Origin of the sequence: Bradyrhizobium ottawaense (assembly GCF_002278135.3) — a bacterium.
Lineage (GTDB): Bacteria > Pseudomonadota > Alphaproteobacteria > Rhizobiales > Xanthobacteraceae > Bradyrhizobium > Bradyrhizobium ottawaense.
On the sequence record NZ_CP029425.2, the window covers coordinates 568,332 to 594,539 of the forward strand.

The window sequence follows — 26,208 nt, forward strand, 5'->3', positions numbered from 1 at the left end:
CCGGAAATTTCTTTGACCGCGCTTTCCCTCGAAAGCTGCAGCCGTGGTTCTTTTCGAGGCGTGCCGCTTTACTCGGCCGCCTGCGAGACCTTCATGCGCCCGGCTGCATCCAGCACGGCTTTGACGATGTTGTGGTAGCCGGTGCAGCGGCAGATATTGCCTTCCAGCTCGGTTCGGACGGTCGCCTCGTCAAGCTGGCCGCCGTGACGATGCACGATGTCGATCGCCGACATGATCATGCCCGGCGTGCAATAGCCGCATTGCAGGCCGTGATTGTCGCGGAAGGCGGCCTGCATCGGGTGCAGCTCGTCGCCCTTGGCGATGCCTTCGATGGTGGTGATGCTGGCCCCGTCGGCCTGGCCCGCCAGCATGGTGCAGGATTTCACCGCGCGGCCGTCCATGTGCACGACACAGGCGCCGCACTGGCTGGTGTCGCAGCCGACATGGGTACCCGTGAGATTGAGGTGATCGCGCAGCAGTTGGACCAGCAGCGTGCGGTCCTCGACGTCGACAGCAACGGCCTTGCCGTTCACCGTCAGTTTGACTGTAGACACGATGTCGTCCTCCCAGAATGTTTGTAGTTATTCCAATTAGAAACAGCGCGATGAAACTTTGCAACTGGGATTTTGGGTCGCCGGCGTCACGAAACGGTCGTCGAGGCGCCGCGATCAGACAACAGCGATCCGTGCCGCCGCCAGCGCATGGCGCGACCTGTCCGAAACCTGCAAGGAGATGGTCTCTCGTCTTCCGCGGCGTCCACCTCTGCCATCGCGCGAAGGTTGCTCGCCCCGCGGATGTCGGTCCTTGGCGCCGCCGATTGTCTCTCCCTTGGGATTCTTGTCGTCGTTCCGAAAATAGGAGCACGGCCGGGCAACTTTGTAATCGCGATCTTGGTAGTAGGATTTGGCGCGGTAAGCCATTGATTTCATTGAAGCGTTGATCGCCCACGACGAGCCGGGCCGGCTCGGGGGGCTGCCGGGAAGCGGACTGACCAAGTCCGCCTGTACCCCCTGGCGATCAATGGACGCGAAGAAGACAACCGATCTCTCGAGATGGCTTCGCCAATCGAGCGCCCACCGTCGTTCTGAAGGCGGGCCGGTCAAAGCGAGCGACAACGACACCGTGACATTGACGGATTTCGTAACGCCCAGCGGCCATCCGTCGCGGTTGAACCGTCGTCGTGATTTGTGGACGTCGCTGATGCCGACTTTCGACGGAACGCGCGGATGGCTGCACGATGTTGCCGCAATCCAATCACTGGTTTCGAGCTGCCAACGAGCGACAAGAAGCGAGTGCCGACAACGAGATGAGTGGCCAAGCCTGACAGTGATTTGCACTACTACCTTCCGCCTATACTAAGCGCGAAAAGTCGATGCTGTAATTTCCGTGATGGTTCGCAGGCGAACTGCGTATCGAAAGCGCAAAAGCGCATCGGCGCCCAACGTGGCGCGCAAAGCAACATCACGGAGGGAATAATGACCTTTGGAACGAGGGGCTTCTTGGCCGGCATTTCGATGATCGCGATGCTGGGCGCCGGCACGATTGGCGTTCGCGCCAACGATTCACTGCTCAAAGCGCAATCCGATTCCAATCAATGGGCGGTGGCGGGCCACGACTACGCCAACACGCGGTTCAGCCCGCTCAACCAGATCAACGCCGAGAACGCCGGCAAGCTGTCGCTTGCCTATTCGTTCTCGCTTGCATCGCTGCGCTCGAACGAATCCTCGCCGATCGTCATCGGCAACACGTTGTACGTCTCGACGTCATGGGGGCCGAAATACGTCTACGCGCTCGACGCCGCGACCGGTGCGCGCAAGTGGACCTACGAGCCGGAGATTCCGGACGACGTGCTGCAATACGCCTGCTGCGACGTGAACAATCGCGGCGTCTCCTACGCTGACGGCAAGATCTTCGTCGGCCGGCTCGACGGCAAGCTGACGGCGCTCGACGCTGCGACGGGCAAGGCGCTGTGGACGGCGAAGGTGGTCGATTACAAGCAGGGCTCGGTCATCACCTCGCCGCCGCTGGTCGTGCGCGACAAGGTCATCACCGGCTTCGGCGGTGGCGAGTACGGCGTGCGCGGCGCGCTTCAGGCCTTCGACATCAACACCGGCAAGCTCGCTTGGCAGACCTTTACCGTTCCCACGCCGGAGGAGCCCGGCGGCGATACCTGGAAGGGTGATTCCGCGCAGCATGGCGGCGGCGCGGCCTGGCTGGTCGGCTCTTATGATCCCAAGACCGATACCGTGTATTGGGGCACCAGCAATCCCGGGCCGTGGAACACTGCCGTGCGCTCGACCGGCAATGGCGATTTCGGCAAGCTGACCAACCTCTACACGGCCTCGACGCTGGCCCTCGACCCGAACACCGGCAAGATCAAGTGGCATATCCAGACCACGCCCGCCGACGCCTGGGACTATGACGGCGTGAACGAGGCCGTGCTCGCCGACCTCAACATCGGCGGCAGCAACGTTCCGGCGCTGATGAAGGCGGATCGCAACGGGTTCTTCTTCGTCGCCAACCGCGAGACCGGCAGGGTTCTTTCGGCGGAGAAGTATGTCTTCTCGAACTGGGCGCAGAAATTCGATCTCGCCACCATGCGCGCGGTCGAGGATCCCGACAAGCGTCCGGGCCCGGGCCATCCCGCCAAGGACATCTGCCCCAATCTGATCGGCGGCAAGAACTGGCAGCCGATGTCGTTCAACCCGCAGACCGGCCTCGTCTACATTCCCTCCAACAATGTCTGCATGGATTGGTCGGTCAGTGACGTCGCCTACAAGCGCGGCGTGTTCTATCTCGGCGCAGAATTCCCGACCAAGGAAGGCCCCGGTGGCTTCCTCGGCGAGCTCGTAGCCTGGGATCCCGTCAACCAGAAGAAAGTCTGGTCCATCAAGGAAGACCTGCCTTTCAATGGCGGTACGCTGACCACTGGCGGGGGCCTGGTGTTCGCCGGCAACATCCATGGCGATTTCCGCGCCATCGATGCGAAATCCGGCAGAATGCTCTGGAGCAAGAATCTCGGCTCCGGCATCGGTGCGGGTCCTGTGACCTACATGGTCGACGGCAAGCAATACGTCGCCATCGTCGTCGGCCGTACGGCAGCACTGCCCGCGTTCCTGGGCGAGGTTGGCAAGAAGATGACGGCTGCAGCTCCCGAGGGCGGCTCGCTCTTCGTGTTCTCCGTCCAGTGACCACTGGCGCGTGTATCCCGAGGTGAGGGGATACACGCGCTCTTTTCCCAAAGTGTGATCGCGTCGTTGCGGCCGAGGCAGGGCCTTGTCGCAACGTGACGCCAACGATGCCCAACCACGGGAGGTGAGGATGCGTCCAAATCGTTCTGGCCTTGGCAATAGCAGACGTCGCGCCATCGCAGCTTTACTTGCATGTGTTGCCGGTTCCGCGCTCATCGTGCCAGCCGCCACAAGCCGCGCCGACGAAGTGAAGCCGTTCCGGCTCTGTGCCGATCCGACCAATCTTCCGTTCTCGAGCAACAGCCCCTCGCAACCCGGCCTCTATGTCGAGATCGGGCAGGCGCTGGCGCGGGCGCTCGGGCGGCCGATCGCCTACGACTGGTACAAATCGTATTTCGGCAAGCGCACCGTCCGCGTGACGCTGCTCGGCAAGCAGTGCGACGCCATGATCGGCCTGCCGCGCTCCGAGGATTTCATGGGGCCAGCCGTCATCTTCTCGAGCACGGTTGCGCGTGAGGGTTACGCCCTCGTGACGGCAAAGGACCGGACGGTCTCCGGGATCGACGAACTCCGGGGCAAGCGGGTCGCCGTGCAGTTCGCCAGCACGCCACAGAACCTCCTGGCGACGCGTGACGACATCCAGAAGGTGACGGTGCTGTCGCCCGAGGAAGGCATGCAGGCGCTCGATCGGGGCAAGGCCGACGTCGCCTTTATCTGGGGACCCGTGGCCGGCTGGCTGAACAAGACCGTCTACCAGGATCGGTATCGCGTTCAGCTCACCGAAGGCGAAGGTTTGTCGTGGGACGCGGCGATCGGCTTCGCGAAGGCCTCGACAGAACTGCGCGACCAGATCGATGCGGTCTTGCCGGACCTCGAGCGGACCATCGCCGACCTCAAGGTGAAGTATGGCCTGCCGACCGGTCAGGCTCTCCACTTCAATGCCGTGCAGACGCCGGCGGGAACCACGACCGGAGCCGGGACCGGCGCGGCGCATGTGGCCAGCGTCGTCGCGACCGAGACCAAGGGCGACGCGCTGGCGTCAAATGCCGAAGCTGTCGGTCAGGGCAAGGAGATCTTCAACGGCACCTGTGCGCATTGCCATGGTCCCGACGCGATCCAGAGCGAGCGGAAGATCGATCTGAGGCTGCTACGTCACCGCTACGGCGACGAGATGCGAGAGAAATTCCTGACCACGGTGCATGAGGGGCGTCCGGCCAAGGGCATGCCGTCCTGGAAAGAGGTCTTCACCGACAGCCAGTTCGACAACATCTACGCCTTTCTGCTGACGGTTCAGGCCGAATCGAACGACTGAATGGTCTTGACCGGACGGCATCGGGGAGATGTTCTAGGGTCCGTTTCGCATCCATCGGCACGAACGTCCGATGGATGCGCCCGCGCGATGGACCCCGGGGAAGGTGCCATGACCAGCTTCCTGATCATCGACGATCATCCGCTGTTTCGCGAGGCGCTCGGCAATGCCGTGCGGCTGGCGCTGCCGGAGGCCCGCATTCTCGAAGCGATGTCGATCGAGGACGCCTTACGGGTGCTTTCGGTCGAACGGGGGATCGACCTTGCGCTGCTCGATCTCTCGCTTCCCGACGCAACCGGTTTCTCCGGCTTTCTCAGGCTGCGCGAGACCTATCCGCGCCTGCCGGTCGCCATCGTCTCGAGCGAGGAGGATCAGCATGTGGTCCGCGAGGCGCTGGCGCTGGGTGCTGCCGGCTATCTGCCGAAATCCACGTCCAAGCGCGAGCTCGCGCAGTCGATCGAAGGCGTGCTCGGCGGATCGGTGTCGGTGCCGAAGGATTTCGTGGCGGAGCCGCAGCGGAAGCGGGCCGACAGCAGCAAGGCACTCAGGGTCAAGCTTCGCGAACTGACGCCGCAGCAGCTTCGCGTGCTCGATCTCCTTCGCCGCGGCTATCCGAACCGGCAGATCGCGCAGGAGCTTCAACTCGCCGAATCCACTGTGAAGGCGCACATCACCGAGATCCTGCGCAAGCTCGGACTGTTCAGCCGCAACAAGGCGATCGTCGAGATCGGCAAGGTCGATCTGCCGGATCCGCGGCAGCGGCCCCATCCGAGGATCGATCGCGGGAGGCCGCAATGAGCTGCTGGTCCGATTTGATCTGGATCAAGCCGGGTTGCTCCGGCGACGGCATGCTCGCCGGTCTGATCGCTGACTTCGGTGACGAGCTGGGAACGGCCCAAATCTGATGCGGTTTCTGATTGTCGAGGATCATCCGCTGTTTCGCGAGGCGCTCGAGGGAGCGCTGCAAATGGCGACGCCGGATGCCGAGATGCTTCAGGCCACCTCGATCGACGGTGCGCTCGAATTGTTGGCGTCGAGGCCCGATGTCGACCTCATTCTTCTCGACCTGTCGATACCCGGGACGACCGGACTGTCCGGCATCATCCGCATCCGCAAGGCGTTTCCGCGCATTCCCGTCGTCATCGTGTCGGGGCACCAGGACGCGCAGATCATCTCGGGCGCATTGTCGCTCGGCGTATCCGGCTACATCCTCAAATCCTCGTCCAAGCAGGAGCTGGCGCATTCGATCGGCGAAGTCGTGCGCGGCGCGGTGTGTCTGCCGGCCGCTTTTCGCGCGCTGGCCCGCCCGCAGCGTTCGCCGATCGCGGCCCAGGAGCTGCTGAAGCGCCTTCACGATCTGACGCCCCAGCAATTGCGCGTCCTCGAAATGCTCAAGCGCGGCTTGCAGAACAAGCAGATCGCCTTTGAGCTGAAGATCTCCGAGACCACCGTGAAGGTTCACGTCTCGGATATCCTGCGCAAGCTGAACGTGATGAGCCGCACCAAGGCGATCGTCGAAATGTCGAAGATCGATTTTGCGACGCTGGCGGGCTCGGGAGCGGCCGCGAAGCGCGACCGCGCCCGGACCGATCCGCAGGCATGATTGCCACCTCGTTCGCAGCCGATGCGACGCGAGGTGATGAACTAAAGCGCGATATGCGATCAGGATGAATCGTCATCGCGCTTTTAGGTTGTTGTTTAAGCATGATCTTTTCGGAAAACCGCTGCGCACTTTTCCGGATCATGCTTTAGCTCAGCAGGAACGACAGCAGCGCGCGCATTTCCGCCGGCCTGATCGGCTTCTTCAGCACTTCCAGCCCGTAGCGGCTGGCTTCCGCCGCAGCCTTTTCGGAATAATCCGCGGTGATGATCATCGCCGGCACGTCCGACTTCAACCGCTGCCGGATTCCCTCGACGGCCGACAATCCGCTTTCGCCGTGATCGAGATGGAGATCGGCGATGATGGCGTCCGGCGTGCCGCCGAGCTCACTCAAGCGCTGGGCGGCATCCGCGGCGGATCTCGTGGTCGCGACGTCGCAGCCCCATCCTTCCAGCAAGGCGGCCAGCGCCTCCGCGCCCGAGGCGTCGTTCTCGATGAGCAGGATCTTGGCCCCTCCCAGACCGCCATAGTGCAGGTCTGCGGGCTTCATCTCCTGCAGGTCGTCGCTGACATCGGCGCGATCGGCCTGCTCCAGCTCGAGCACAAAGGTCGATCCGCGGCCGACATGCGACGACAGCCGCACCTCGTGGCCGAGCGCCGTCGCGAAGCGGCGCACGATCGAAAGTCCGAGGCCGAAGCCGGCCTGGTCGGTCGCGCTCGCGTCGCCGCGCTGGAACTCCCGGAAGATCGCCTCCTGCTGCGCCTGCGCAATTCCGGGCCCGGTATCGGAGATCTGGATCGCGATGCGATCGCCACGCCGTCTGCATCCCATGATGACGCCGCCGCTGCGGGTATAACGGATCGCATTCGCGAGCAGATTTTGCAGGATCCTCCGGAGCATCATCGGGTCGGACAGGACCGCGAGCGGCGAGCTGCGGACGCGCAGGGACAGTCCCTGCCTCCAGGCGATCGGCTCGAACTCGTCGCGGAGCTGGTCGAGCAGCGGCCCAAGCGCAGTCGGCCGCACGTCGGGCCGGAGCGCGCCCGCATCGAGCTTCGCGATCTCCAGAAGCGAGCGGAGCAGGTCTTCCAGCGTGACCAGGGAGCGGTCGACCTGGTCGATGAGCAGGCCCGCTTCCTGCGACTCCATCATCTCGGTGAGGGCCGACAGGGTCAGGCGTGCCGCGTTCAGCGGCTGCAGGAGATCGTGGGTGACCGAGATCAACACGGACGATTTCAGCGAGCTTGCAGCTTCGGCCTGCTGCTTGGCGCGGTACAAGCCTTCGTTGGCCCGCTCGACCGAACGCAGGGCATCCCGCAACTGATGCGTCCGGTCGCGAACTTGATGGTCGAGCGCAATTGCGGTTTCGAACAGTGAGAACGCATTGAGCTGCTGGTCCATCGACCGCTCGACGCGCGACATCAGCGCCGCATTGATCTTCTTCAGCTTGACCGACTCCCGCCGGAGCTGCTCGATCGTTTCGGCATCCTGCCAGGTCTCTGCCACGTCGGCTCCGTTACGTCGGCCGCCTGCCGATGGCGACGCCGGTGAAGGTCTGGTTCACGTGCATCGAGCCGAACTGTTCGCCGTAGGTATGGAACCCGACGACGCGGTTCTGCCGGTACAGCTCGGACATTTCGCGTGAAAGCTGATGCTGCTCGGCATCCAGCCGGCGTAGCAGGCATTCGAAGCCAATATAGAGAGAGACGTCGCCGATCTGGTCACGGGTTTCCGCGAAGGCGTCGCGGGTGGCTCCGACCAGGCTGCACGAGGTTGCCGTCGTCAGCACCATGCCCTCGTCGATCGCGCAGAAGAAGCGCAGCGAGCCGTCGGGATCGACGCGCTGGATCGACCGCGCATAATAGGACCCGCCGACCCGGACCAGCACCGGATGGGATGCGAAGGAGAACGGGTCGAGCTTGGCGTCGATGATTCCGACGGCACGGGAATATTCCGCGGCGGCAGGCTCGGCGTTCAATTCCTTGACGACGCGCTGCTCGATATCGGCATCGGTGACCACCATCTTCTGTGCGGTCGGCTCGAAATTGTCGCATTTGAACACGCGGAACGGCAGCGACGTGTTCAGGAGAATGAGGAGAGCCGCGTCGGTGTGGGCCTTGCCGTCGAAGAACACCCAGGTCCTTTCGAAGCGCAGGCCGTCGCCGGCCGACCCGCCGACGATCGGGATATTGTCGAGCGAGGCATAGAGGGCGGACATCACAGCTTCTTCGCGGCGGCACATGCCGTCGATCAGCACCAGGCCGAACGGGTTGCGGCCGCTGACCTCCGAGGTTGCCCGCAGCAGCTCGTGGCGAAGCTCGCTGCCGATCCGGCGGCCGTCCTCGACGTGGAAATTGGCGAGATTCAGGATCGGCCGGACCACGGCGTTGAAGTCAGCCTGGCTGAACGTCATCGCGACAACGCTGTTCTCGTCCCAGCCGTCCGGCGCCAGCTCGCCTGCCGTCGTGCAGCCGCAGACCGGCGTGTCCGCAAAGTGTCTCGTGATCTCGGCGATGAATCGATGAGGATCGTAGCGGGGGGAGAGGAAGACCAGGACCAGGGCCAGCTCGTCCGACGGAAGCTGGGCGACCAGCTCGGCAACGGCCTCGTCGACGTCGGAGCTTTCGATTTCGCGACCGCAACGCTGGACGAACCGCCAAACCGAAGATCGGCCTGCCCCACTTCGTTTCTCTCCTCAAGGACCGGCTTGGTCTGTCGCCAAGATCTGCCGCCAAGTGCCGAAAACAGTAGGGCTTTTCCAGTCTACCCGCAACAAGTCGCGCGGTGTCCGGCCCGGACTGGAAGTCGCCGGTCTGGTGCTTGCGCAGCCCGCGATTGCGAGCCGGAGGAATTTACCGCCCCTTGACGATTCTGCCTTAGTTTTGCGCATGCGGTCGGGGAGGCGGGGCGCCTTCGGATCGCGGCTGTTTGGAATAAGTAATGGGGGTGGGAATGTCCGGGCGTATCGCGTCGCCATCAAAGCGCACAATATTTCCCACCCTGAGGTTCCGCGCCAAGATCATCCTGGGTTTCGCGGTCGTGCTGGCGATCTCCGCCGGCAGCATGGCCTTCTCCTATTTCGGCTTCGAGCGGGTTTCGGCCGGGGTCGGGTCCTACCGCAGCAGCGTGTCGGAGGCCGACCTCGCCCGCAACATCGACCGCGAGCTGCTCGGCTACCGTTCGGCCGTCAAATATTTCGTCGTCACCGGCAAGGAAGATGACGCCAAGGCGGCGCTCGAGGCCGAGGCCAGCCTGAAGAACGCCATCGACCAGGCCGTGAAGAGCGCCAAGACCCCGGCGCGGGGGGAGAGTCTCGACAAGCTCGCCAAGGAGTTCGCGAATTTCTCCGCAACCTTCGCCAAGGTTCTGCAGGCCAAGCGTGACAGCACGTTGCTGGTGCAGAACCAGCTGCAGCGCCAAGCCAATCTCCTGAAGTACAAGCTGGACGATATCGGTAACAACGCTTCCGATTCCGAGGCCCAGTCGATCGAGTTCGGTACCAAGCAGGTCAACGCCCAGTTCCAAACCGCGAGTGCTGCAGCCACCAATTTCGTGCTCACGTCCGATCAGGCGATCGCGACCAGCGCGCTGGCGCGGCTGAAATTCGTGGAGAACTCGCTCGGCGCGGTCTATTCGATGGACGACAAGATCGTCGCCGGACTGAAGGAGGCCAAGACCATCCTCGGCGCCTATCGCGAAGCGCTGGAGAAGCTGATCGCCAACGCCAAGTTGGTCGACGGGCTCGTCACCGAGATGAGCGGTTCGGCCGGTGCGATCCTGCAAGGCGCCACCGCCATGAAGGCGGACCTCGTCGCCGAGCAGCAGCGGCTGGATTCGGAATCGGAAGCGACGATCGGGAAGACCGAGCAACTGGTTCTGATGCTCGCCATCGGCGGTACGCTGCTTGGTGCGGTCCTCGCCATCCTGCTCGGCACCGGCATCTCGCGTCCGATGATCGCGATGTGCAAGGCGATGCGTGAGCTGGCCTCGGGCAATTTCGACGTGGTGCTGCCGGGTCTCGGCCGCAAGGACGAGATCGGCGAGATGGCCGGTGCGGTCGAGGAGTTCAAGGTTCAAGCCGTGGCAAAAGCCGAGCGCGATGCCGCCGCCAGCGAAGCCCAGAACAGGGAGGCGAGCGCTGCCCGCCGCTCCGAGCTGATCCGCTTCGCCGACGATTTCGAGAGCGCGGTCGGCGCCATCGTCTCCAACGTCTCGGCCTCGGCCGTGCAGCTGGAATCGGCGGCCTCCACGCTGACCCGCACCGCCGAGACCACCCAGAGCCTGTCGAGCCAGGTCGCCGGCGTCTCCGAGCAGGCGTCCTCCAACATGCAGTCGGTTGCCACCGCGACGGAAGAGCTCTCGGCCTCGGTCGAGGAGATCGGCCGCCAGGTCCGCGATTCCAGCCGGATTGCGGAAGCTGCCGTCGTGCAGGCCAAGGAGACCGACGGGCGCATCGGCAAGCTGTCGCATGCCGCCCAGCAGATCGGCGAGGTGGTCAAGCTGATCACCGCGATTGCCGAGCAGACCAACCTTCTGGCGCTCAACGCCACCATCGAGGCGGCACGCGCCGGCGAGGCCGGCCGCGGCTTCGCCGTGGTCGCCAGCGAGGTGAAGTCGCTGGCGAGCCAGACCGCGAAGGCCACCGACGAGATCTCCTCGCACATCACGGGCATGCAGGGCGCCACGGCCGAGTCGGTAGCCGCGATCAAGGAGATCGGTGCGACCATCGGACAGATCTCGTCGATCTCGACCTCGATCGCCAGTGCGGTCGAGCAGCAGGGCGCGGCGACGCAGGAGATCGCCCGCAGCGTCCAGACCGTCGCGCAGGGCACCCAGACCGCAGCCACCGACATCGGCGAGGTCAACCGCGGCGCCGCCGAGACCGGCTCGGCCTCGGAGGAAGTGCTGCACTCGGCCAAGACACTGTCATCCGAAAGCACCCGCCTGCGCGCCGAGCTCGATCGCTTCATGGGGAATATCAGGGCGGCGTAAGTTGCTTGGGTTCGTGCTGAGTTAGACGATCGGCTGTCACCCCACTCTCCGCTGTCGTCCCCGCGAAAGCGGGGAACCATAACCACAGGGAACGGATATGGAGCGAGCGGGCAACTCCGAGTCTTCGCCAAACCACTCCCTGTGGCTATGGGTCCCGGATCAGCGCTCCGCTCCCGGCAACGCTACGCGTTGCCAAGAGCTCCGCTTGTCCGGGACGACAACGGAGATTTGGCGCCCGCACTAACTTATGACGGCATTTGTAACGGCGCGGGCAAGCGCACCTTAACAAATCCCCGCGTCACCTAACCGCGAGTTGCGGCGCCACAAATTTACCACAGCTTATCCTTTGCCGATTACCGTGCGGGCGAGTCAGGAAGCGGGCTGCTTCCGGGCTGCGCCTGGTTTTCCGCGAATGGAATGGGGTGGGGGAATGTCGGTCACGTCGAAGTCGAACCAATCGAAGCTGCCAAGCTTGCGTTTTCGCGCAAAAATCATCCTCGGCTTCGTGGCGGTGCTAGCCATCCTCGCCGTCAGCATGGCTTTCGCCTATTTCGGCTTCGAGCGGATCCAGGCCGCCGTGGCTTCCTACCGCACCAGCGTGTCGGAAGCCGACCTCGCCCGGACGGTCGATCGCGAGTTGATCGCCTATCAGGGACTGGCTCGGGCCTATACCCTGACGGGGGCGGTGGATGACGAGACCGCAGCCAAGGCCGCCGAAGACAATCTGAAGAGCGCGATCGCCAAGTCGATGTCCGCCACGACAGGCGCCGCCCGCCGCGAGCAGGTCGGCAAGCTGGAGGCCGAGTTTCAGCGCTTCACGAAGGTGTTCGGGGAGATCATCGTCCTGACGCGCGAGAACAACAAGATCGCGGCCGATGAGCTCAACAGCGTCGGCAACAAGATCCGCTTCAAGTTCGACGACCTCGCCGATACCGCCGCGCTGGCGGGGCTGGCATCGGTCCAGACCACGGCCAAGGACATCACCTCGCAATATCTGGCTGTCTCCACCTCGGTCAGCGCCTTCGTCGCCAAGCCGGAGCCGAAGACCGCCGACGGCGTGATCGCCCGCATCAAATTCCTGGAGACCCTGCTGGTCTCGATCTATGCCAGCGACCAGAAGATCACCGACCGCGTCACCGAGATCGGCAATCTGCTGAAGCAGTACCGCACCTCCTTCTCAAAGCTGACCGAGAACGTGAAGATCATCGTCAAGTCGAACGGTGAGATGACCAAGACGGCGGCGACCATCCTCAAGCTCTCGGCCGAGCTGCGTTCGGATTTGACTGCCGACCAGCAGCGCATCGAGGCGAGCGCCAACGCGACGATCGGAGAGACCGAGCAATTGATGCTGATGATGGCGCTCGGCGGCCTTGCCATCGGTGCCGTGCTGGCCCTGTGGCTCGGCAACGGCATCTCGCGTCCGATGATCGCGATGTGCAAGGCGATGCGTGAACTGGCCTCGGGCAATTTCGACGTGGTGCTGCCGGGTCTCGGCCGCAAGGACGAGATCGGCGAGATGGCCGGTGCGGTCGAGGAGTTCAAGGTTCAAGCCGTGGCAAAAGCCGAGCGCGATGCCGCCGCCAGCGAAGCCCAGAACAGGGAGGCGAGCGCTGCCCGCCGCTCCGAGCTGATCCGCTTCGCCGACGATTTCGAGAGCGCGGTCGGCGCCATCGTCTCCAACGTCTCGGCCTCGGCCGTGCAGCTGGAATCGGCGGCCTCCACGCTGACCCGCACCGCCGAGACCACCCAGAGCCTGTCGAGCCAGGTCGCCGGCGTCTCCGAGCAGGCGTCCTCCAACATGCAGTCGGTTGCCACCGCGACGGAAGAGCTCTCGGCCTCGGTCGAGGAGATCGGCCGCCAGGTCCGCGACTCCAGCCGGATTGCGGAAGCTGCCGTGGTCCAGGCCAAGGAGACCGACGGCCGCATCGGCAAGCTGTCGCATGCCGCCCAGCAGATCGGCGAGGTGGTCAAGCTGATCACCGCGATTGCCGAGCAGACCAACCTTCTGGCGCTCAATGCCACCATCGAGGCGGCACGGGCCGGCGAGGCCGGGCGCGGCTTCGCGGTGGTCGCCAGCGAGGTGAAGTCGCTGGCGAGCCAGACCGCGAAGGCCACGGACGAGATCTCCTCGCACATCACGGGCATGCAGGGCGCCACGGCCGAATCGGTAGCCGCGATCAAGGAGATCGGTGCGACCATCGGACAGATCTCGTCGATCTCGACCTCGATCGCCAGCGCGGTCGAGCAGCAGGGTGCCGCGACGCAGGAGATCGCGCGCAGCGTCCAGACCGTCGCGCAGGGCACCCAGACCGCGGCCACCGACATCGGCGAGGTCAACCGCGGCGCCGCCGAGACCGGCTCGGCCTCGGAGGAAGTGCTGCACTCGGCCAAGACACTGTCATCCGAAAGCACCCGCCTGCGCGCCGAGCTCGATCGGTTCATGGGGAATATCAGGGCGGCGTAAGTTGCTTGGGTTCGTGCTGAGTTAGACGATCGGCTGTCACCCCACTCTCCGCTGTCGTCCCCGCGAAAGCGGGGAACCATAACCACAGGGAGCGGATATGGAGCGAGCGGGCAACTCCGAGTCTTCGCCAAACCACTCCCTGTGGCTATGGGTCCCGGATCAGCGCTCCGCTCCCGGCAACGCTACGCGTTGCCAAGAGCTCCGCTTGTCCGGGACGACAGCGGAGTTTGCGCGGTTGATGTAGAAGGTCAGCATCGACAGCGCGCTTCGCACTCGTCCGCACGGCGCCGCGCTTGGCGCTCGTCGTCCTGCGCAAGGCTGTTTTGCGGGATTGTGTCGTCTTTCTGACATGAGCCATGCGTCAACTCCTTGCGGCTCCATCGGAAACGAGCGGTACGAAGGGCGTTCCCGTGGGAACCCGGCCTCGCCGCAGACGTTGTCGCAGGTGGCAGGCGGAATGCCGCACCCCGATGATCGGATCAACCCCGTCCACGTCATGTGAGCCGGGGGCGCTTCCATTGATCAGACACAACAACCCGATGGAATTGCAGCAAAGCCCAGCGCCGAACTATGCTCCTGTGGTCGCGGCAGCCGCGGCCGATCGCATCGTCGAGACCAGTATCCCCGCGCGGCTCGACGCGCTGCCCTGGAGCGGCTTTCACACTCGCGTCGTGCTGGCGCTCGGCATCACCTGGATCCTCGACGGACTCGAGGTGACGCTGGCCGGTGCGCTCTCCGGTGCGCTGAAGCAGAGCCCGTCGTTGCAATTCACCAATCTCGATCTCGGCATTGCCAATTCCGCCTATCTCGCCGGCGCCGTGCTCGGTGCGCTCGGCTTCGGCTGGCTGACCGACCGCATCGGCCGCAAGAAGCTGTTCTTCATCACGCTGGCACTCTATCTCTCGGCGACGGCCGCGACGGCTCTGTCATGGAATGTCGCGAGCTACGCGCTGTTTCGTTTCCTCACCGGTGCCGGCATCGGCGGCGAATACACCGCGATCAACTCGACCATCCAGGAGCTGGTGCCGGCGCGCTATCGCGGCTGGACCGATCTCGTCATCAACGGCAGTTTCTGGATCGGGGCCGCAATGGGCGCGGTGGCGTCGATCGTGCTGCTGGATCCTGCCGTGATCAACCCCGATCTCGGCTGGCGCCTGGCTTATCTCATCGGCGCGACCGTCGGCCTCGTCGTGCTCTTGATGCGGATGTGGATTCCGGAGAGTCCGCGCTGGCTGATGATCCATGGCCGCCCCGATCAGGCCCACGCAATCGTCGACGAGATCGAACGCTCGGTGATCGGACACGACCAGGATACGAGCGACGGACGCTTCACGAAGATCCGGCTGAAGATGCGCGATCACACGCCGATCCGCGAGGTCGTGCACACGCTGTTCTCGGCGTACCGCCAGCGCGCGCTGGTCGGCCTCGTGCTGATGAGTGCGCAGGCGTTCTTCTACAATGCCATCTTCTTCACCTTCGCGCTGGTGCTGACCGATTTCTACGGCATCAGCGCCGATCATGTCGGCTGGTACCTGCTCCCCTTCGCCGCCGGCAATTTCCTTGGGCCCCTGCTGCTCGGCCGGCTGTTCGATACGCTCGGGCGCCGCATCATGATCATGTTCACCTATGGCGTGTCGGGCCTGTTGCTGGCGATCTCGGGCTATCTGTTCTCCATCGGCGTCCTCTCGGCGCAGGGGCAGACCATCGCCTGGATGGTGATCTTCTTCTTCGCCTCGCCGGCCGCGAGCGCGGCCTATCTCACCGTCAGCGAGACCTTCCCGCTCGAAGTTCGCGCGCTGGCGATCGCGGTGTTCTACGCGGTCGGCACCGGCATCGGCGGCGTGATCGGGCCGGCGCTGTTCGGCGTGCTGATCGACACGGGATCGCGCACCAGCGTGTTCGCCGGCTATCTGCTGGGGTCAGCCCTGATGATCGCGGCCGCGATCGTGGCGTGGCGCTATGCCGTCCCTGCGGAGCGCAAATCGCTCGAACAAATCGCGCGGCCGCTCGCCTTTATGGAGTAGACTGATGAAATCGGAATTTGCAGAAATGGCGTTGGACCAGAAGCGCACCATGCCGGACGACGAAGCACCCGATGCGGTGCCGGTGCCGCATGCGCTGGTGCCGCATCTCGACGAGATCGCGATTCTGCTCGACATCGACGGCACGCTGCTCGACCTGATGCCGACGCCACGCGAGGTGTGGGTGCCGCCGGGCCTGTCGGACACGCTGAATCGGCTGACCGAGCGCACCTCCGGCGCGCTGGCGCTGGTCAGCGGCCGCTCGCTCAACGACATCGACCTGATCTTCGCGCCCGATGTGTTCCGCGCCGTCGCCGGCCACGGCGCGGAGATGCGGCTGTCGATCGACAATGAGGCCGATGACGTGCACGCCCCGCCGCTGGACAAGGAGCTGAAGCGGCGCCTGGCCGCCATCGCCAAGCTTTCGCCCGGCATTTTGCTCGAGGACAAGGGGTATTCGCTCGCGCTGCATTACCGCCTCGCCCCGCACGCGGAGAAAGCGATCTACGAATCGGTCTCGGTGATCCGCGCCGACCTGCCCAATGCGCCGATCGAAGTGCTGCCCGGCAAGTTCGTCTGCGAGATCAAGCATTCCGGATTCACCAAGGCGACCGGCGTGCGCGAACTGATGAAGCGGGAGCCGTTCAAGGGACGGCGTCCGATCTTCATCGGTGACGACGTCACCGATGAAACCGTGTTCGCGATCATGCCCGACATGGATGGGCTTGCCTTCTCCGTCGGTCGCCGTGCCATGGGCGTGAATGGCCATTTCGACGCGCCGAACGATGTGCGTGCGTTCCTTGCCCGCCTGCTCGACCCGAGGTGAAATAAAGGCAAGGCCGCGTCGCAGACATGATGCTTTGGGAACGGCGCCGTCGCGCGCCGCTAAGCGTGCTGCGCAACATGGCCGCATAAGCTGACTTTGCAACGAAATCTCGGGTTCCCGAAGCGAAACCAGTTCCAACGCGCGTGCCCGATTTTGGTTTCAATTGGTTGAAACGATGACAGGAACCATATTGATGAACGGCAGTTAAACGGGGTGGAATGAAACAGGAGGGGACGACCTGTGAACTTAGTCGTCGTTTCGAATCGCGTCGCGCGCGGCAAGCCTAACGAGCCCATGACGGGCGGCCTCGCGGCGGCCTTGTTGCCGGTGGTGGAACATTCGGGCGCGATCTGGGTGGGTTCTTCGGGCCGTGTGCGTGACGGCCATCAGAAGGAGCCGTTCGCGGAGATCGAAGCGCTCGGATCGGGCGCGATTGCGACGTTGGACCTGCCGGCGGCGCATTACGGCGGCTATTACGAAGGCTTTGCCAATTCGGCGCTGTGGCCCGCGCTGCATTCGCGCAGCGATCTGATCCGCGTCTCGCGCGACGATTACGTCAGCTATCGCGAGGTCAACGCCTTCATGGCGCGCGCCTTGATGCGCTTCCGAAAAGCCAAGACCGCGTTCTGGGTGCAGGATTATCATTTCCTCGCGCTCGGCGCCGAACTGCGTGATCTCGGCGTCGACGATCCGATCGGCTTCTTCCTGCATACGCCGTGGCCGGTCGCCGCGGTGATGCAGGGCGTGCCCAATCATCGCGAGCTGATCACGGCAATGCTGGCCTACGATCTGCTCGGCTTCCAGACCGAGGAGGATTGCCAGAATTTTCTCGGCTACGTCGCGAGCGAGCTTGGCCTCGCCGTCGAGGACGGCGTTGCGATTTCGCAGCATGGCCGCACCCGCTGCGAGGTCTTCCCGATCGGAATCGATGCGGAGAAGTTTGCGCAATACGCGGCGAAATCGGCCTCGCATCCCGACGTGTCGCGGCTGCGGCGCAGCCTCAATGGCGAGCGCCTCGCGATCGGTGTCGACCGGCTCGACTATTCGAAGGGCCTCGTCAACCGCATCAGCGCGTTCGACCGGCTCTGGACCGAACAGCCGCAATTCTTGCGCAGCATCTCGCTGCTGCAGATCGCCAACCCCTCGCGCGGCGGCATCGAAGCCTATGGCAATCTGCAGAACGATGTCGCGCGCCTCGTCACCGACGTCAACGGCCGCCACGGCGAGGTCGACTGGACGCCGATCCGCTATTTGAACAAGGGCTTCAGCCAGGCGGTGCTCGCAGGGCTCTACCGGACCGCGCAGATCGGCGTGGTGACGCCGCTGCATGACGGCATGAACCTCGTCGCCAAGGAATATGTCGCCGCGCAAAACCCGGCCGATCCCGGCGTGCTGGTGCTGTCGAAATTCGCAGGCGCGGCCAACGAGCTCGATGCCGCGCTGGTCGTCAATCCGCACGACATCGACGGCATGGCCCGCGCGATCGCGATCGCCGCCGCGATGCCGCTCACCGAGCGCAAGATGCGCTGGGACGCGATGATGAAGAAGCTGCGCGGCCACACCATCCAGCAATGGTCGGCCGATTTCGTCGCCGAGCTCGAGAAGTGCCGGACGGAGAAGGCCGCTGTCACCCCGCTCGCCACGCAGCCGCCGCAGGCTCTGCGCTGGCTGAAGTCGGCGATCTCAGGCGTAAGGCTGATATAGGATTCCGCGTCATGGCCGGGCTTGTCCCGGCCATCCACGTCTCACCCCAAGTCCTTAAGAACGTGGATGCCCGGGACAAGCCCGGGCATGACGGCGTACGACTGCGGCCTCAATAGCAATACGACACCCCATCCAGAATGGCGCATTGCCGCTTGTTCGGCGCGTTGGGATCGTCCATCGGCGCCATGCCCTTGCCCTGGCCGACGAACACGCCGGGCCCGACATGCACCGAGCTCTTGTTGCCGATGATCACGCTCGGATGCGGCGCCGAGCTCGAGCGCGTGCCGTCCGGCCAGATGATGGCATCGCCCGACAGCACCCCGCGCCGGCCGTCGTTGCAGCTGACATCGACCCCTTGCCGGGTGCAGACCTGGGCGGCGGCGGGCACGGCGAAGGCGGAGCCAAGGGCCGAAATCAGGCCAAGGGCGACGATGGTGCTGCGGATGGTCATGGCGTCCCCGGTCGTGTTTGCTGTTCTTACGTGAATCGTCGCGCCAAACCCGTCACCGGTTCAGCCGGCAGGAGGGTCATGGCATCTGCCGTGCCAGATATTATCCCGTAAATACAATATCTTACGGAAAATTCACCCGATTTCCCGGCGATCCCTTGCAAAATCATCGGCGCCCCTTCAAGAGAGGGCGCTCCGGAGAGATGGCCGAGTGGCTTAAGGCGCACGCTTGGAAAGCGTGTGTGCGGGAAACCGTACCGTGGGTTCGAATCCCACTCTCTCCGCCACATAGCTAAAATGATCTCGTAGTTGGAGCTACAGAGAGGCCAGAAACTCGGCCATTTTCCTGCTTTTTGCGGGCAGAGAAGCTGCTGGCGGTCATCCAACTCCGGCCTGAATGAGGCCGGAGAACCGAATTTTCTCTGAATCTTTGAACCCCGCAATTCGGTCAAGTACGGCATTTCTCAGAAAATCAACGGCTTGGCTGCGGAGTGGTTTGAATTCGTCTCGCTCAACCAAATAGGGAATAGCAGGTTTGAGCCTCCTATCCAGCCACCAGTCTCGCAGTTACCACGGTTTACAACTTATGCCGCACAAAAACCGAAACCCGAGGTTTTCGCAGTCGAGTAAGTCTCTAGGCATCCTGTCTCCGTTTCTCGGGGCTGAAATTCTCGATTTATTGCCTTAAGTTGCATAGGGTTTTCCACGCTCGCCACGAGATTCTGAGCAGCATCTGAAAATTTAGAAGGCCATTTTGACGCGAGAGATCAGGTTCATTGAGTTAAACCGGACGTTCCACGAGCTCTCTCAGCACGCAGGAAAGAGCGATGACGTCGATCTCTCGCAAGTTTTCCACGTGAGGAGCAATCTCGGGTGGGCCGATGTTTTGCAAATGCCGCGAGCAGTAATCCTTTCGGAAGCTGGCTCGGGCAAAACTCAAGAAATCCGCAACGTGGCCTCGCGGCTTCGAGCGGAAGGGAAAGCTGCATTCTTCTTGCGGCTCGAATTGATTCCAGAAGACTTCGACATCGCTTTCGAAGTTGGATCAATAGAATTGTTCGATAATTGGGTTTCTTCGTCAGAAACTGGCTGGCTATTGTTAGATTCAGTTGATGAGGCTCGCCTTCGCAGTCCGCTTGATTTTGAACGATCGGTCCGTCGGCTGGGGAAGCTCATCGAAAAAGCTAAAGCGCGGTCCCACATTATTCTCACCGGGCGTACGCACGCTTGGCGACCGAAAACCGACGTTGATCTATGCGAGCGACATATTGGTTTTCTCCCTCAAGCGTGCGCCATAGCAGGTGAGGAGACAGCTGCGACTGCTGAAACGGAAGTTGCAGTTGAAGATGATTTTGAATTGAGCAAGCAGGAAGAGCCGAGCAATCGAAAATTTCGCATTATTGCCTTGGATGACTTATCCCAAGATCAGGTCAAGATATTCGCAGAGGCTAAGGGCGTTGCAGACGTCGGCAATTTCGTCAGAGAAATTGAGAGAGTTGACGCGTGGTCATCTACGACGCGCCCGCAAGATTTAGAAGATGTGATTGTCCTATGGAATGATAAAGGAGAGATCGGAAATCGTCTTCAAGTCATGAAAAATAGCACGGCACGACGCCTCTCCGAGCGTGATCAACCGCGAGCGGAGGCTCAACCGCTTTCTGATGACCGCGCCTTAGAAGGAGCCAAGCTTATCGCCGGTGCAGCCACCTTAGGTCAGACACAAGTCATACGGGTCCCAGATGGCGCCAGCAACACGGCTGGCCTGTCTGCGAAAGAGGTGTTGCCTGGCTGGGGAGACGATGAGATTGCGGCGCTACTATCGCGCCCCATGTTTGACGACGCAATTTACGGGGTTGTTCGTTTTCACCATCGCTCGGCGCGCGAATATTTGACGGCCGTTTGGTTAAAGCAGCTTCTGGACCGTCCTGCATCGAGAAAGGCAGTGGAGGATCTCCTTTTCAAAACGATATATGGGATAGAAGTTGTCGTTCCAACGATGAGGCCAGTGTTGCCGTGGCTCGCGATCTTCGATGATAAGATCAGGGAACGCGTCCGGAATTTAGCGCCAGAAGTCATCGTCGAAGGAGGTGATCCTAATTCTTTGCCACTGCCAACACGCAGAGAAATTCTGGACGAAATCTGCGCGAAAATTGCGCAGGAACGCGTCGTTCATTCAGCGACCGAATACTCAGCTGTTCAACGTTTCGCGCAAGCAGACATAGCTGAAGATATTCGCCGCCTTCTGAAGCAGTATGCATCAAACGATGCCGTGACGGGCTTTCTCACTCGGATGATATGGCTGGGAAGGCTGCAATCGCTTCAGCTTGAGGCTCAGCAGGTCGCTCTTTCCAGATCAGCCTCCCGGTATACAAGGATTTCCGCCATTCGTGCGGTTCGGGAGGTTGGCACCGAGGTGGACCTTGCGAATGTTCGGCAGGCGTTTCTACTGGAATCTCCGCGTTTGGATCGTGATTGGCTCGGCGAGCTTGTAACCGACTTACCGCCTAGCGCCGACAATGTCGTCTGGGTGCTCTCTGCTATAGAGAAAGCGAAGGATAAGGAGCCATATTCAGTTGATCGCCTCACAGATGCGTTGACGTCGTTTTCGGACGCGGCCGATTTGCGCCTTTTGTCCGCTCTCCTTGACGGCATCGTTAAGCTCTTTGACACGCCCCCTTATATCGAACGGGGATACTGTGAAGTATCCCAGCGCTACTCTTGGATCATGAAGGCTGCGGCTCACGCGGTCGAACGTCTCATTTCTGCGAAGGATCCTGCGGCGTTGCACTGGCGCAGTTTGGAGACTCTTCGAAAATTCCGAGCGGTCCGTGAATGGGGTGAAGAAGCGAAAGAGATTAAGGTCGGGTTTGGCAAAACGGTTCCCGGTTGGCTTGAACTCAACGATGCTTCGTTTTGGCATGACATCGCCGAAACAAGAAAGGTTACCACGCGAAAAAAAGATGAGCCGTTAACCGACTTTTGGCCGGCTTGTGTCTTTGGTGCGTTTTGGAAGTTTAACGCAGGCGATTTCGACCGTGTTTGCGAGTGGATTGAAAACCGCTCCGAACCCGACGACCGCTTGGTCGCGCTTTCCCTTGCTTTTTCAATCTACGCAGAAAATGACAAGCCGAGAGCTTGGCGCGAGAGGTTGAAGCAGATATGCGCGCGCGACGAAGCGCTGAAGGCGAAGTTGGTGCAGCTGACCACGCCCTCTCCTGAAGCCCTAAGGTATCGCCAGGAGGAGCGCCGATGGAAGCGTCGCGCTGATGCTCGGAAACAGAAGGAGCTTGACCAATTTGCGAAAAACGTAGCTTACGCACAGGGAAACCTAGATTTCATCCGAGACCCTAAGTTTCCAAGCGCCGACGATCTCTCGCAATTGCAGTGGTATTTGCACCACTTCATCCGTGAACAAAGTGAAGGAAATTCGTCCAAATGGACGGAGGGGCGATGGCGCGAACTTATTCCGTCGTTTGGTCGGGATGTCGCCGAGGCATACCGGGATGGAGCCATAAATTATTGGCGAAAGTATCACCCCGTCCTTCGGTCTGAAGGAGCCACGCCAAATCAGACGTCGAATAAAGTGATTTTTGGTTTGACGGGTCTAGCGATCGAGTTGCGAGAGTATCCTGACACCCTGCGCACTTTGATGCCCGAACAGGTGACGCGCGCGACTCGGTACGCAGTTCATGAATTAAACGGGTTCCCCGCTTGGTTCGCTGATCTCTATGCGCATTCTCGAGCAGATGTCTTAAAAGTCATTTTGGGCGAAATCGATTGGGAGCTGAAATCCGGTTCGCCCGAATCCAATACCAACTATGTTTTGAGCGACATAAGTTGGTCCGCAGAATGGGCATGGAACGACATTGCGCCCGAGCTGTTTGACAGGCTTCAAAAATTCGAGCCGAAAAATGCTTCGCAGCTTCATCATATCATAAAAATTATGCAGGGATCGAGCATTGCTGACGCTGATATTGCACGCTTGGCCGCATCGAAGGTCAATGATGAGAATAATCGCCATATGGCCGATTGGTTCGCTGTGTGGGTTGGTGTAGACCCAGGCAAAGCAATTCCCGCATTGTCGGAAAAACTAAGAAAAGAGACGGAGGTCGAAAAACGTACGCTACTTGCTATGCATTTTGTGACAAAGCTTTGGGGTGGACGACGTTCGGAAACGTTCGGCGCCCGAAGTGCATTCCGTACACCGGCGCATTTAGAGGCTTTGTACGAAGTCATGCATGAATGCATTCGAGTGCAAGAGGACATCGAACGCGCAAGCGGGGTCGCGTATTCTCCCGAGTTACGTGACGATGCACAAGATGGACGCAATCGAATATTGAACGAGCTGGTTAAGGTGCCCGGAAAGGAAGCATTCTTAGCGCTGCAAGCGATTGCTAAGGCACATCGTCAGCATCCTTCGTTTCCCCACCTAGAAAATCTCTGCCGGCACCGAGCAGAGCAGGATGCCGATTTGCAGGCTTGGTCACCAGAAGCCGTCTGTGAGTTCAATGAAAGGCTTGACCGCACGCCTTCGACTCACCGCGAACTGGCGGACTTGGCGATGCTTCGCTTTCTCGATCTCAAAGATGAGCTGGAGAACGGAGACGACAGCATTTCGACTGTGGTTCGCGCGATCGAGCAGGAAACGGTGTTGCGAAACTTTATTGGGCGCGAGCTGCGAGAGAAGGCGTTCGGTCGATACGCAATTCCTCAGGAGGAGCAATTCGCCGATGACAAGAAGCCGGACCTCCGCTTCCATGGGATGGGGTTCGATGCTCCAGTGCCTGTCGAGCTGAAGATCTCAGACAATTGGACGGGACCGAAGCTGTTTGAGCGGCTCGAGAATCAATTAGCGGGCGATTATCTTAGGGACCGGCGCGGTGGCCGTGGCATTTTCCTTTTGGTGTATCGTGGAGAGAAAAAGGGGGGCTGGCAGATTCCTGGCGCGCGGAACTTCGTGAATTTCGATGAACTGGTCGCAGCGTTGCGAAGGCATTGGGCTTCTATTTCATCAAAGTTCGCGAACATCGATGACATCACAATTGTAGGAATCGATCTTACCAAAAGAAGTAATTAGGGTGCGCCGCAGTGGCGTGACAGAGTTCAGGCAGCATGTTTCACCGGCAACGATGCGGAAATCCGCGGCCCGCTCGAAACCACTCCCATATATGTGGGGAGCTTTAGCGCGCTCTAGCTTTCCGAGCAGATGAGCTGATCAGAACCTGCTGCTCATCCCACTCAGCGGGGATGGATTTAAACAGCTGCGCCAGCTCGAGGCCGTCAGGCTGCAGGCCGTTCAGGATGGCTTCGGTGATGGCCGGCGAGAGCAGCGTCAGCCGAAGCACGCGGGAAAGATAGGACTCGTTGATCTTCTCCGCCTTGGCGAGGTCGCGCACCGTGGTGAACATGTTGGACTCGAGCATGTTGCGCCAGCGATGCGCTCGCACCACCGCTTTGATCAGCGTGTTGTCTACCTGGGGCTTTTCGGGCGCCCAAACATCGACATTGGCAGGCGTGACTACGCGCTTACGTCCACCCGATCGTTGCAATGAAAACGGGATGCTCACGACCATGGTTCTGCCGTCGCGGCTAAGCTTGGGTTGCCCGATAGGGCCGAGGTTAAGGGTGGTCGGTCGGTTCATTCGGCGGCCTGCTGGAAGGGCTGAGGCTGCAATTCGGAGGAGAGCGATGTCAGGCCCTGGATCTTCAAGGTGATGTCCATTCGCTCGGCGTGCACGTCGATGCGCTCGACGAGCAACGCGACGATCCGTGCCTGTTCTGTCGGGAACAGCTCATCCCAAAGCGCGTCAAAGCCAAGCAGGGCGCTACGCACCTCCGCCTCGTTGACCTCCGCGGATTGGTTGCGGAGAGCACGCCAGGTTTGAATGATGACTTCGGGTGTTTGCAGCAACCGTCGCACCTGATCGATGATGATGCGCTCCAACTCAGCGGCGGGGACCAATTTGACGGGACAATCCGATCGACCCTGCTTCATCGCGGTCTGGCTGATGTAATAGCGATAAAGCCTGCCCGACTTCCGGGTGTGGGTTGGCGACATCGCTGCACCGTCCGGACCGAACAACAGACCTTTCAGCAGGGCAGGTGATTGTGCCCGGCTATTGTTGGCCCGCTTGCGCGGGCTCTCCTGGAGGATGGCGTGGACCTGATCCCAGAGCTTCTGATCGATGATTGCTTCGTGCTCACCTGGATATGAGGTGCCCTTATGAACGGCCTCGCCAAGATAGACCCTGTTGTGAAGGATCTTGTACAGCACCCCCTTGTCCAGGAGCTGTCCGTACCGCGTGCGTTCGTCGGCCGCAACGAGCTCGCGGGCCAGCAGGGTCGCGGACTTGAGCTGGACGAAGCGACGAAAAATGGACCGAACCCGTTCTGCATCGACTTCATGAATGAGCAATTTGCGGTCACGGACTTCATAACCGAGCGGCGTCCACCCTCCCATCCATTTGCCGCGCTTGCGAGATGCCGCAACCTTGTCGCGGATGCGCTCTCCGATCAGCTCGCGCTCGAACTGGGCAAAAGTCACGAGGATGTTGAGGGCCATGCGGCCCATGGCGTCCTTGGTATTGAACGATTGGGTGACAGAGACGAACGTCACCCCATGGCGTTCAAAGAGCTCCACAAGGTTGAGGAAGTCGAGCATCGACCGCGACAGTCGGTCGATTTTGTAGACGATAATGACGTCTATCTTGCCGGCTTGGACGGCAGCGACAAGCCGCTTAAGGGCCGGCCGTTCAAGGGTACCACCTGAAAAGCCGCCATCATCGTAGCGATCGGAAACCGCCGTCCAGCCCTCGGCTCGCTGGCTGACGATGTAAGCCTCACAAGACTCTCTCTGAGCGTCGAGCGAGTTGAAGTCCATGTCGAGGCCTTCCTCGCTGGACTTGCGGGTATAGACGGCGCAGCGGACCTTACGGACGCCAGGGCGCCCTGGGGCTGCGTTCTCACGGGAGTTGGCGAACAAGGAAGCTCGGCCCTTTTGAGTCTTGCGGGAGTTCATTTGCCAGCCGACTTTTTCAAGCCGAAGAAGACCCAGCCATTCCAATTTGTGCCGGTGATCTGGCGGGCAACCGAGGACAGGGACTTGTAGGGGCGGCCGAGATATTCGAAGTCATCGTGGCGAACGGTGACGCAGTGCTCCACACCCTCCCATTCGCGGATCAGCTTGGTCCCGGCAACGGGACGGAGAGGGGGACGGGCCTTGCGGTCTGCCGGCTTCTGATTGGCATATTGCTCAGCCATGGCCTTGAGCCGTTCGGTCGTTTCCCGGCTCAAGCCGCCATAGGCCAATTCCTGAATGCGGTAGGCCAGCCGGCTCTCCAGGAAGCGGCGGTTATAGGCAGGGGGCTCAGTATCGAAAAGCTCGCGCCAGCGGGCCTTAAGGACGGGTGCGGAGGCGCCTTTCAGGGCCGCCAATTGCGACAAAATGGACGCTTTCACGGGGTAACTTCCTGGGCTTTGCGGGCCACATCACCCTCAGACTGCTCGCCACAGTCGAGCAGAGTTTTTGCCGCACAGCGGGTTTTTTGACTGGACTTTCGATCGGAAAGACGCTGGTGGGCGACCGCAAGAATGGCCGCAATTTCCCGGAGGTCGCTGTCCGAATCGGTCATGGACTGAGTCCCAAGTGGCTC

The 26,208-nt window shown here is 61.5% G+C and carries 18 protein-coding genes, 1 tRNA gene and 1 pseudogene; 11 read left to right on the top strand and 9 right to left on the bottom strand.

Annotation, left to right across the window (positions count from 1 at the left end):
- Positions 1-68: 68 nt before the first annotated feature.
- A complete protein-coding gene (locus CIT37_RS02660) occupies positions 69-554 on the bottom strand; it encodes a (2Fe-2S)-binding protein (RefSeq protein WP_018321562.1) in 486 nt (161 codons plus the stop codon).
- A gap of 114 nt (positions 555-668) precedes the next feature.
- A complete protein-coding gene (locus CIT37_RS02665) occupies positions 669-1,337 on the bottom strand; it encodes a hypothetical protein (protein WP_152036311.1) in 669 nt (222 codons plus the stop codon).
- A gap of 138 nt (positions 1,338-1,475) precedes the next feature.
- Here CIT37_RS02665 and CIT37_RS02670 point away from each other — a divergent pair, with 138 nt between their 5' ends.
- From CIT37_RS02670 to CIT37_RS02685, 4 genes are all read left to right on the top strand, one after another.
- Complete coding sequence (locus tag CIT37_RS02670; protein ID WP_095425530.1) at positions 1,476-3,191, top strand: PQQ-dependent methanol/ethanol family dehydrogenase; 1,716 nt, start codon at positions 1,476-1,478, stop codon at positions 3,189-3,191.
- A gap of 130 nt (positions 3,192-3,321) precedes the next feature.
- The gene (locus CIT37_RS02675) at positions 3,322-4,503 is read left to right on the top strand and encodes a c-type cytochrome (RefSeq protein WP_028143913.1); all 1,182 of its coding nucleotides are present in this window, start codon (positions 3,322-3,324) and stop codon (positions 4,501-4,503) included.
- 108 nt (positions 4,504-4,611) lie between these two features.
- Positions 4,612-5,298 carry a response regulator gene (locus CIT37_RS02680; protein ID WP_028143914.1) on the top strand — a complete coding sequence of 229 codons (687 nt, stop codon included), beginning with the start codon at positions 4,612-4,614 and terminating at the stop codon, positions 5,296-5,298.
- Positions 5,299-5,404: 106 nt separating this feature from the next.
- Positions 5,405-6,103 carry a response regulator gene (locus tag CIT37_RS02685; protein ID WP_038950738.1) on the top strand — a complete coding sequence of 233 codons (699 nt, stop codon included), beginning with the start codon at positions 5,405-5,407 and terminating at the stop codon, positions 6,101-6,103.
- A gap of 145 nt (positions 6,104-6,248) precedes the next feature.
- Here the strand turns inward: CIT37_RS02685 and CIT37_RS02690 are convergent, their stop codons facing one another.
- Positions 6,249-7,607, bottom strand: coding sequence for a hybrid sensor histidine kinase/response regulator (locus CIT37_RS02690; RefSeq protein ID WP_038973099.1), 1,359 nt, complete (start codon positions 7,605-7,607; stop codon positions 6,249-6,251).
- A gap of 10 nt (positions 7,608-7,617) precedes the next feature.
- Positions 7,618-8,783: pseudogene (locus CIT37_RS02695) on the bottom strand (FIST N-terminal domain-containing protein).
- A 270-nt stretch (positions 8,784-9,053) separates the two neighbouring features.
- Here CIT37_RS02695 and CIT37_RS02700 point away from each other — a divergent pair.
- The 5 genes from CIT37_RS02700 (at position 9,054) to CIT37_RS02720 (ending at position 18,108) form a co-directional block, all read left to right on the top strand.
- Positions 9,054-11,093, top strand: coding sequence for a methyl-accepting chemotaxis protein (locus CIT37_RS02700; protein WP_038974743.1), 2,040 nt, complete (start codon positions 9,054-9,056; stop codon positions 11,091-11,093).
- A gap of 430 nt (positions 11,094-11,523) precedes the next feature.
- A complete protein-coding gene (locus tag CIT37_RS02705; protein WP_161966317.1) occupies positions 11,524-13,557 on the top strand; it encodes a methyl-accepting chemotaxis protein in 2,034 nt (677 codons plus the stop codon).
- 539 nt (positions 13,558-14,096) lie between these two features.
- The gene (locus CIT37_RS02710) at positions 14,097-15,581 is read left to right on the top strand and encodes an MFS transporter (RefSeq protein ID WP_028142004.1); all 1,485 of its coding nucleotides are present in this window, start codon (positions 14,097-14,099) and stop codon (positions 15,579-15,581) included.
- A 4-nt stretch (positions 15,582-15,585) separates the two neighbouring features.
- Positions 15,586-16,404 carry a trehalose-phosphatase gene (gene otsB, locus CIT37_RS02715; protein ID WP_095425356.1) on the top strand — a complete coding sequence of 273 codons (819 nt, stop codon included), beginning with the start codon at positions 15,586-15,588 and terminating at the stop codon, positions 16,402-16,404.
- A 240-nt stretch (positions 16,405-16,644) separates the two neighbouring features.
- Positions 16,645-18,108 (top strand): trehalose-6-phosphate synthase, encoded by a 1,464-nt coding sequence (locus tag CIT37_RS02720; RefSeq protein ID WP_028142002.1) that lies wholly within the window; start codon positions 16,645-16,647, stop codon positions 18,106-18,108.
- A gap of 109 nt (positions 18,109-18,217) precedes the next feature.
- Here CIT37_RS02720 and CIT37_RS02725 read toward each other — a convergent pair whose 3' ends face one another.
- Positions 18,218-18,559, bottom strand: coding sequence for a hypothetical protein (locus tag CIT37_RS02725; protein WP_095425357.1), 342 nt, complete (start codon positions 18,557-18,559; stop codon positions 18,218-18,220).
- A 194-nt stretch (positions 18,560-18,753) separates the two neighbouring features.
- Between CIT37_RS02725 and CIT37_RS02730 the strand changes: the two genes are divergently transcribed.
- A tRNA-Ser gene (locus tag CIT37_RS02730) sits at positions 18,754-18,843 on the top strand.
- Between the two features lie 467 nt (positions 18,844-19,310).
- Positions 19,311-23,633, top strand: a complete 4,323-nt coding sequence (gene hyoA, locus CIT37_RS02735) for an NACHT domain-containing antiphage protein HyoA (protein WP_244611354.1) — start codon at positions 19,311-19,313, stop codon at positions 23,631-23,633.
- A gap of 103 nt (positions 23,634-23,736) precedes the next feature.
- On the opposite strand, the gene CIT37_RS02740 is transcribed toward hyoA, so the two are convergent.
- The 4 genes from CIT37_RS02740 to CIT37_RS02755 all read right to left on the bottom strand — a co-directional run bounded on the left by CIT37_RS02740 (position 23,737) and on the right by CIT37_RS02755 (position 26,187).
- Positions 23,737-24,198 (bottom strand): hypothetical protein, encoded by a 462-nt coding sequence (locus tag CIT37_RS02740; RefSeq protein ID WP_095425359.1) that lies wholly within the window; start codon positions 24,196-24,198, stop codon positions 23,737-23,739.
- The gene (locus CIT37_RS02745; protein ID WP_244611355.1) at positions 24,195-25,436 is read right to left on the bottom strand and encodes a recombinase family protein; all 1,242 of its coding nucleotides are present in this window, start codon (positions 25,434-25,436) and stop codon (positions 24,195-24,197) included. The genes CIT37_RS02740 and CIT37_RS02745 overlap by 4 nt, the downstream gene beginning before the upstream one ends.
- 134 nt (positions 25,437-25,570) lie before the next feature.
- The gene (locus CIT37_RS02750) at positions 25,571-26,014 is read right to left on the bottom strand and encodes a DUF2924 domain-containing protein (RefSeq protein WP_095425360.1); all 444 of its coding nucleotides are present in this window, start codon (positions 26,012-26,014) and stop codon (positions 25,571-25,573) included.
- Positions 26,011-26,187, bottom strand: a complete 177-nt coding sequence (locus CIT37_RS02755) for a hypothetical protein (protein WP_154694122.1) — start codon at positions 26,185-26,187, stop codon at positions 26,011-26,013. Before CIT37_RS02755 ends, CIT37_RS02750 begins: the two co-directional genes overlap by 4 nt.
- Positions 26,188-26,208: the final 21 nt, after the last annotated feature.

Excerpts from the sequence above, each read along its gene's own strand:
- CIT37_RS02700 (WP_038974743.1), top strand. The coding sequence starts at position 9,054 with ATGTCCGGGCGTATCGCGTCGCCATCAAAGCGCACAATATTTCCCACC.
- CIT37_RS02755 (WP_154694122.1), bottom strand. The coding sequence starts at position 26,187 with ATGACCGATTCGGACAGCGACCTCCGGGAAATTGCGGCCATTCTTGCG.
- CIT37_RS02710 (WP_028142004.1), top strand. The coding sequence starts at position 14,097 with ATGGAATTGCAGCAAAGCCCAGCGCCGAACTATGCTCCTGTGGTCGCG.
- CIT37_RS02745 (WP_244611355.1), bottom strand. The coding sequence starts at position 25,436 with ATGGACTTCAACTCGCTCGACGCTCAGAGAGAGTCTTGTGAGGCTTAC.
- CIT37_RS02680 (WP_028143914.1), top strand. The coding sequence starts at position 4,612 with ATGACCAGCTTCCTGATCATCGACGATCATCCGCTGTTTCGCGAGGCG.
- otsB (WP_095425356.1), top strand. The coding sequence starts at position 15,586 with ATGAAATCGGAATTTGCAGAAATGGCGTTGGACCAGAAGCGCACCATG.
- CIT37_RS02685 (WP_038950738.1), top strand. The coding sequence starts at position 5,405 with ATGCGGTTTCTGATTGTCGAGGATCATCCGCTGTTTCGCGAGGCGCTC.
- CIT37_RS02675 (WP_028143913.1), top strand. The coding sequence starts at position 3,322 with ATGCGTCCAAATCGTTCTGGCCTTGGCAATAGCAGACGTCGCGCCATC.
- CIT37_RS02705 (WP_161966317.1), top strand. The coding sequence starts at position 11,524 with ATGTCGGTCACGTCGAAGTCGAACCAATCGAAGCTGCCAAGCTTGCGT.
- CIT37_RS02725 (WP_095425357.1), bottom strand. The coding sequence starts at position 18,559 with ATGACCATCCGCAGCACCATCGTCGCCCTTGGCCTGATTTCGGCCCTT.
- CIT37_RS02670 (WP_095425530.1), top strand. The coding sequence starts at position 1,476 with ATGACCTTTGGAACGAGGGGCTTCTTGGCCGGCATTTCGATGATCGCG.
- CIT37_RS02740 (WP_095425359.1), bottom strand. The coding sequence starts at position 24,198 with ATGAACCGACCGACCACCCTTAACCTCGGCCCTATCGGGCAACCCAAG.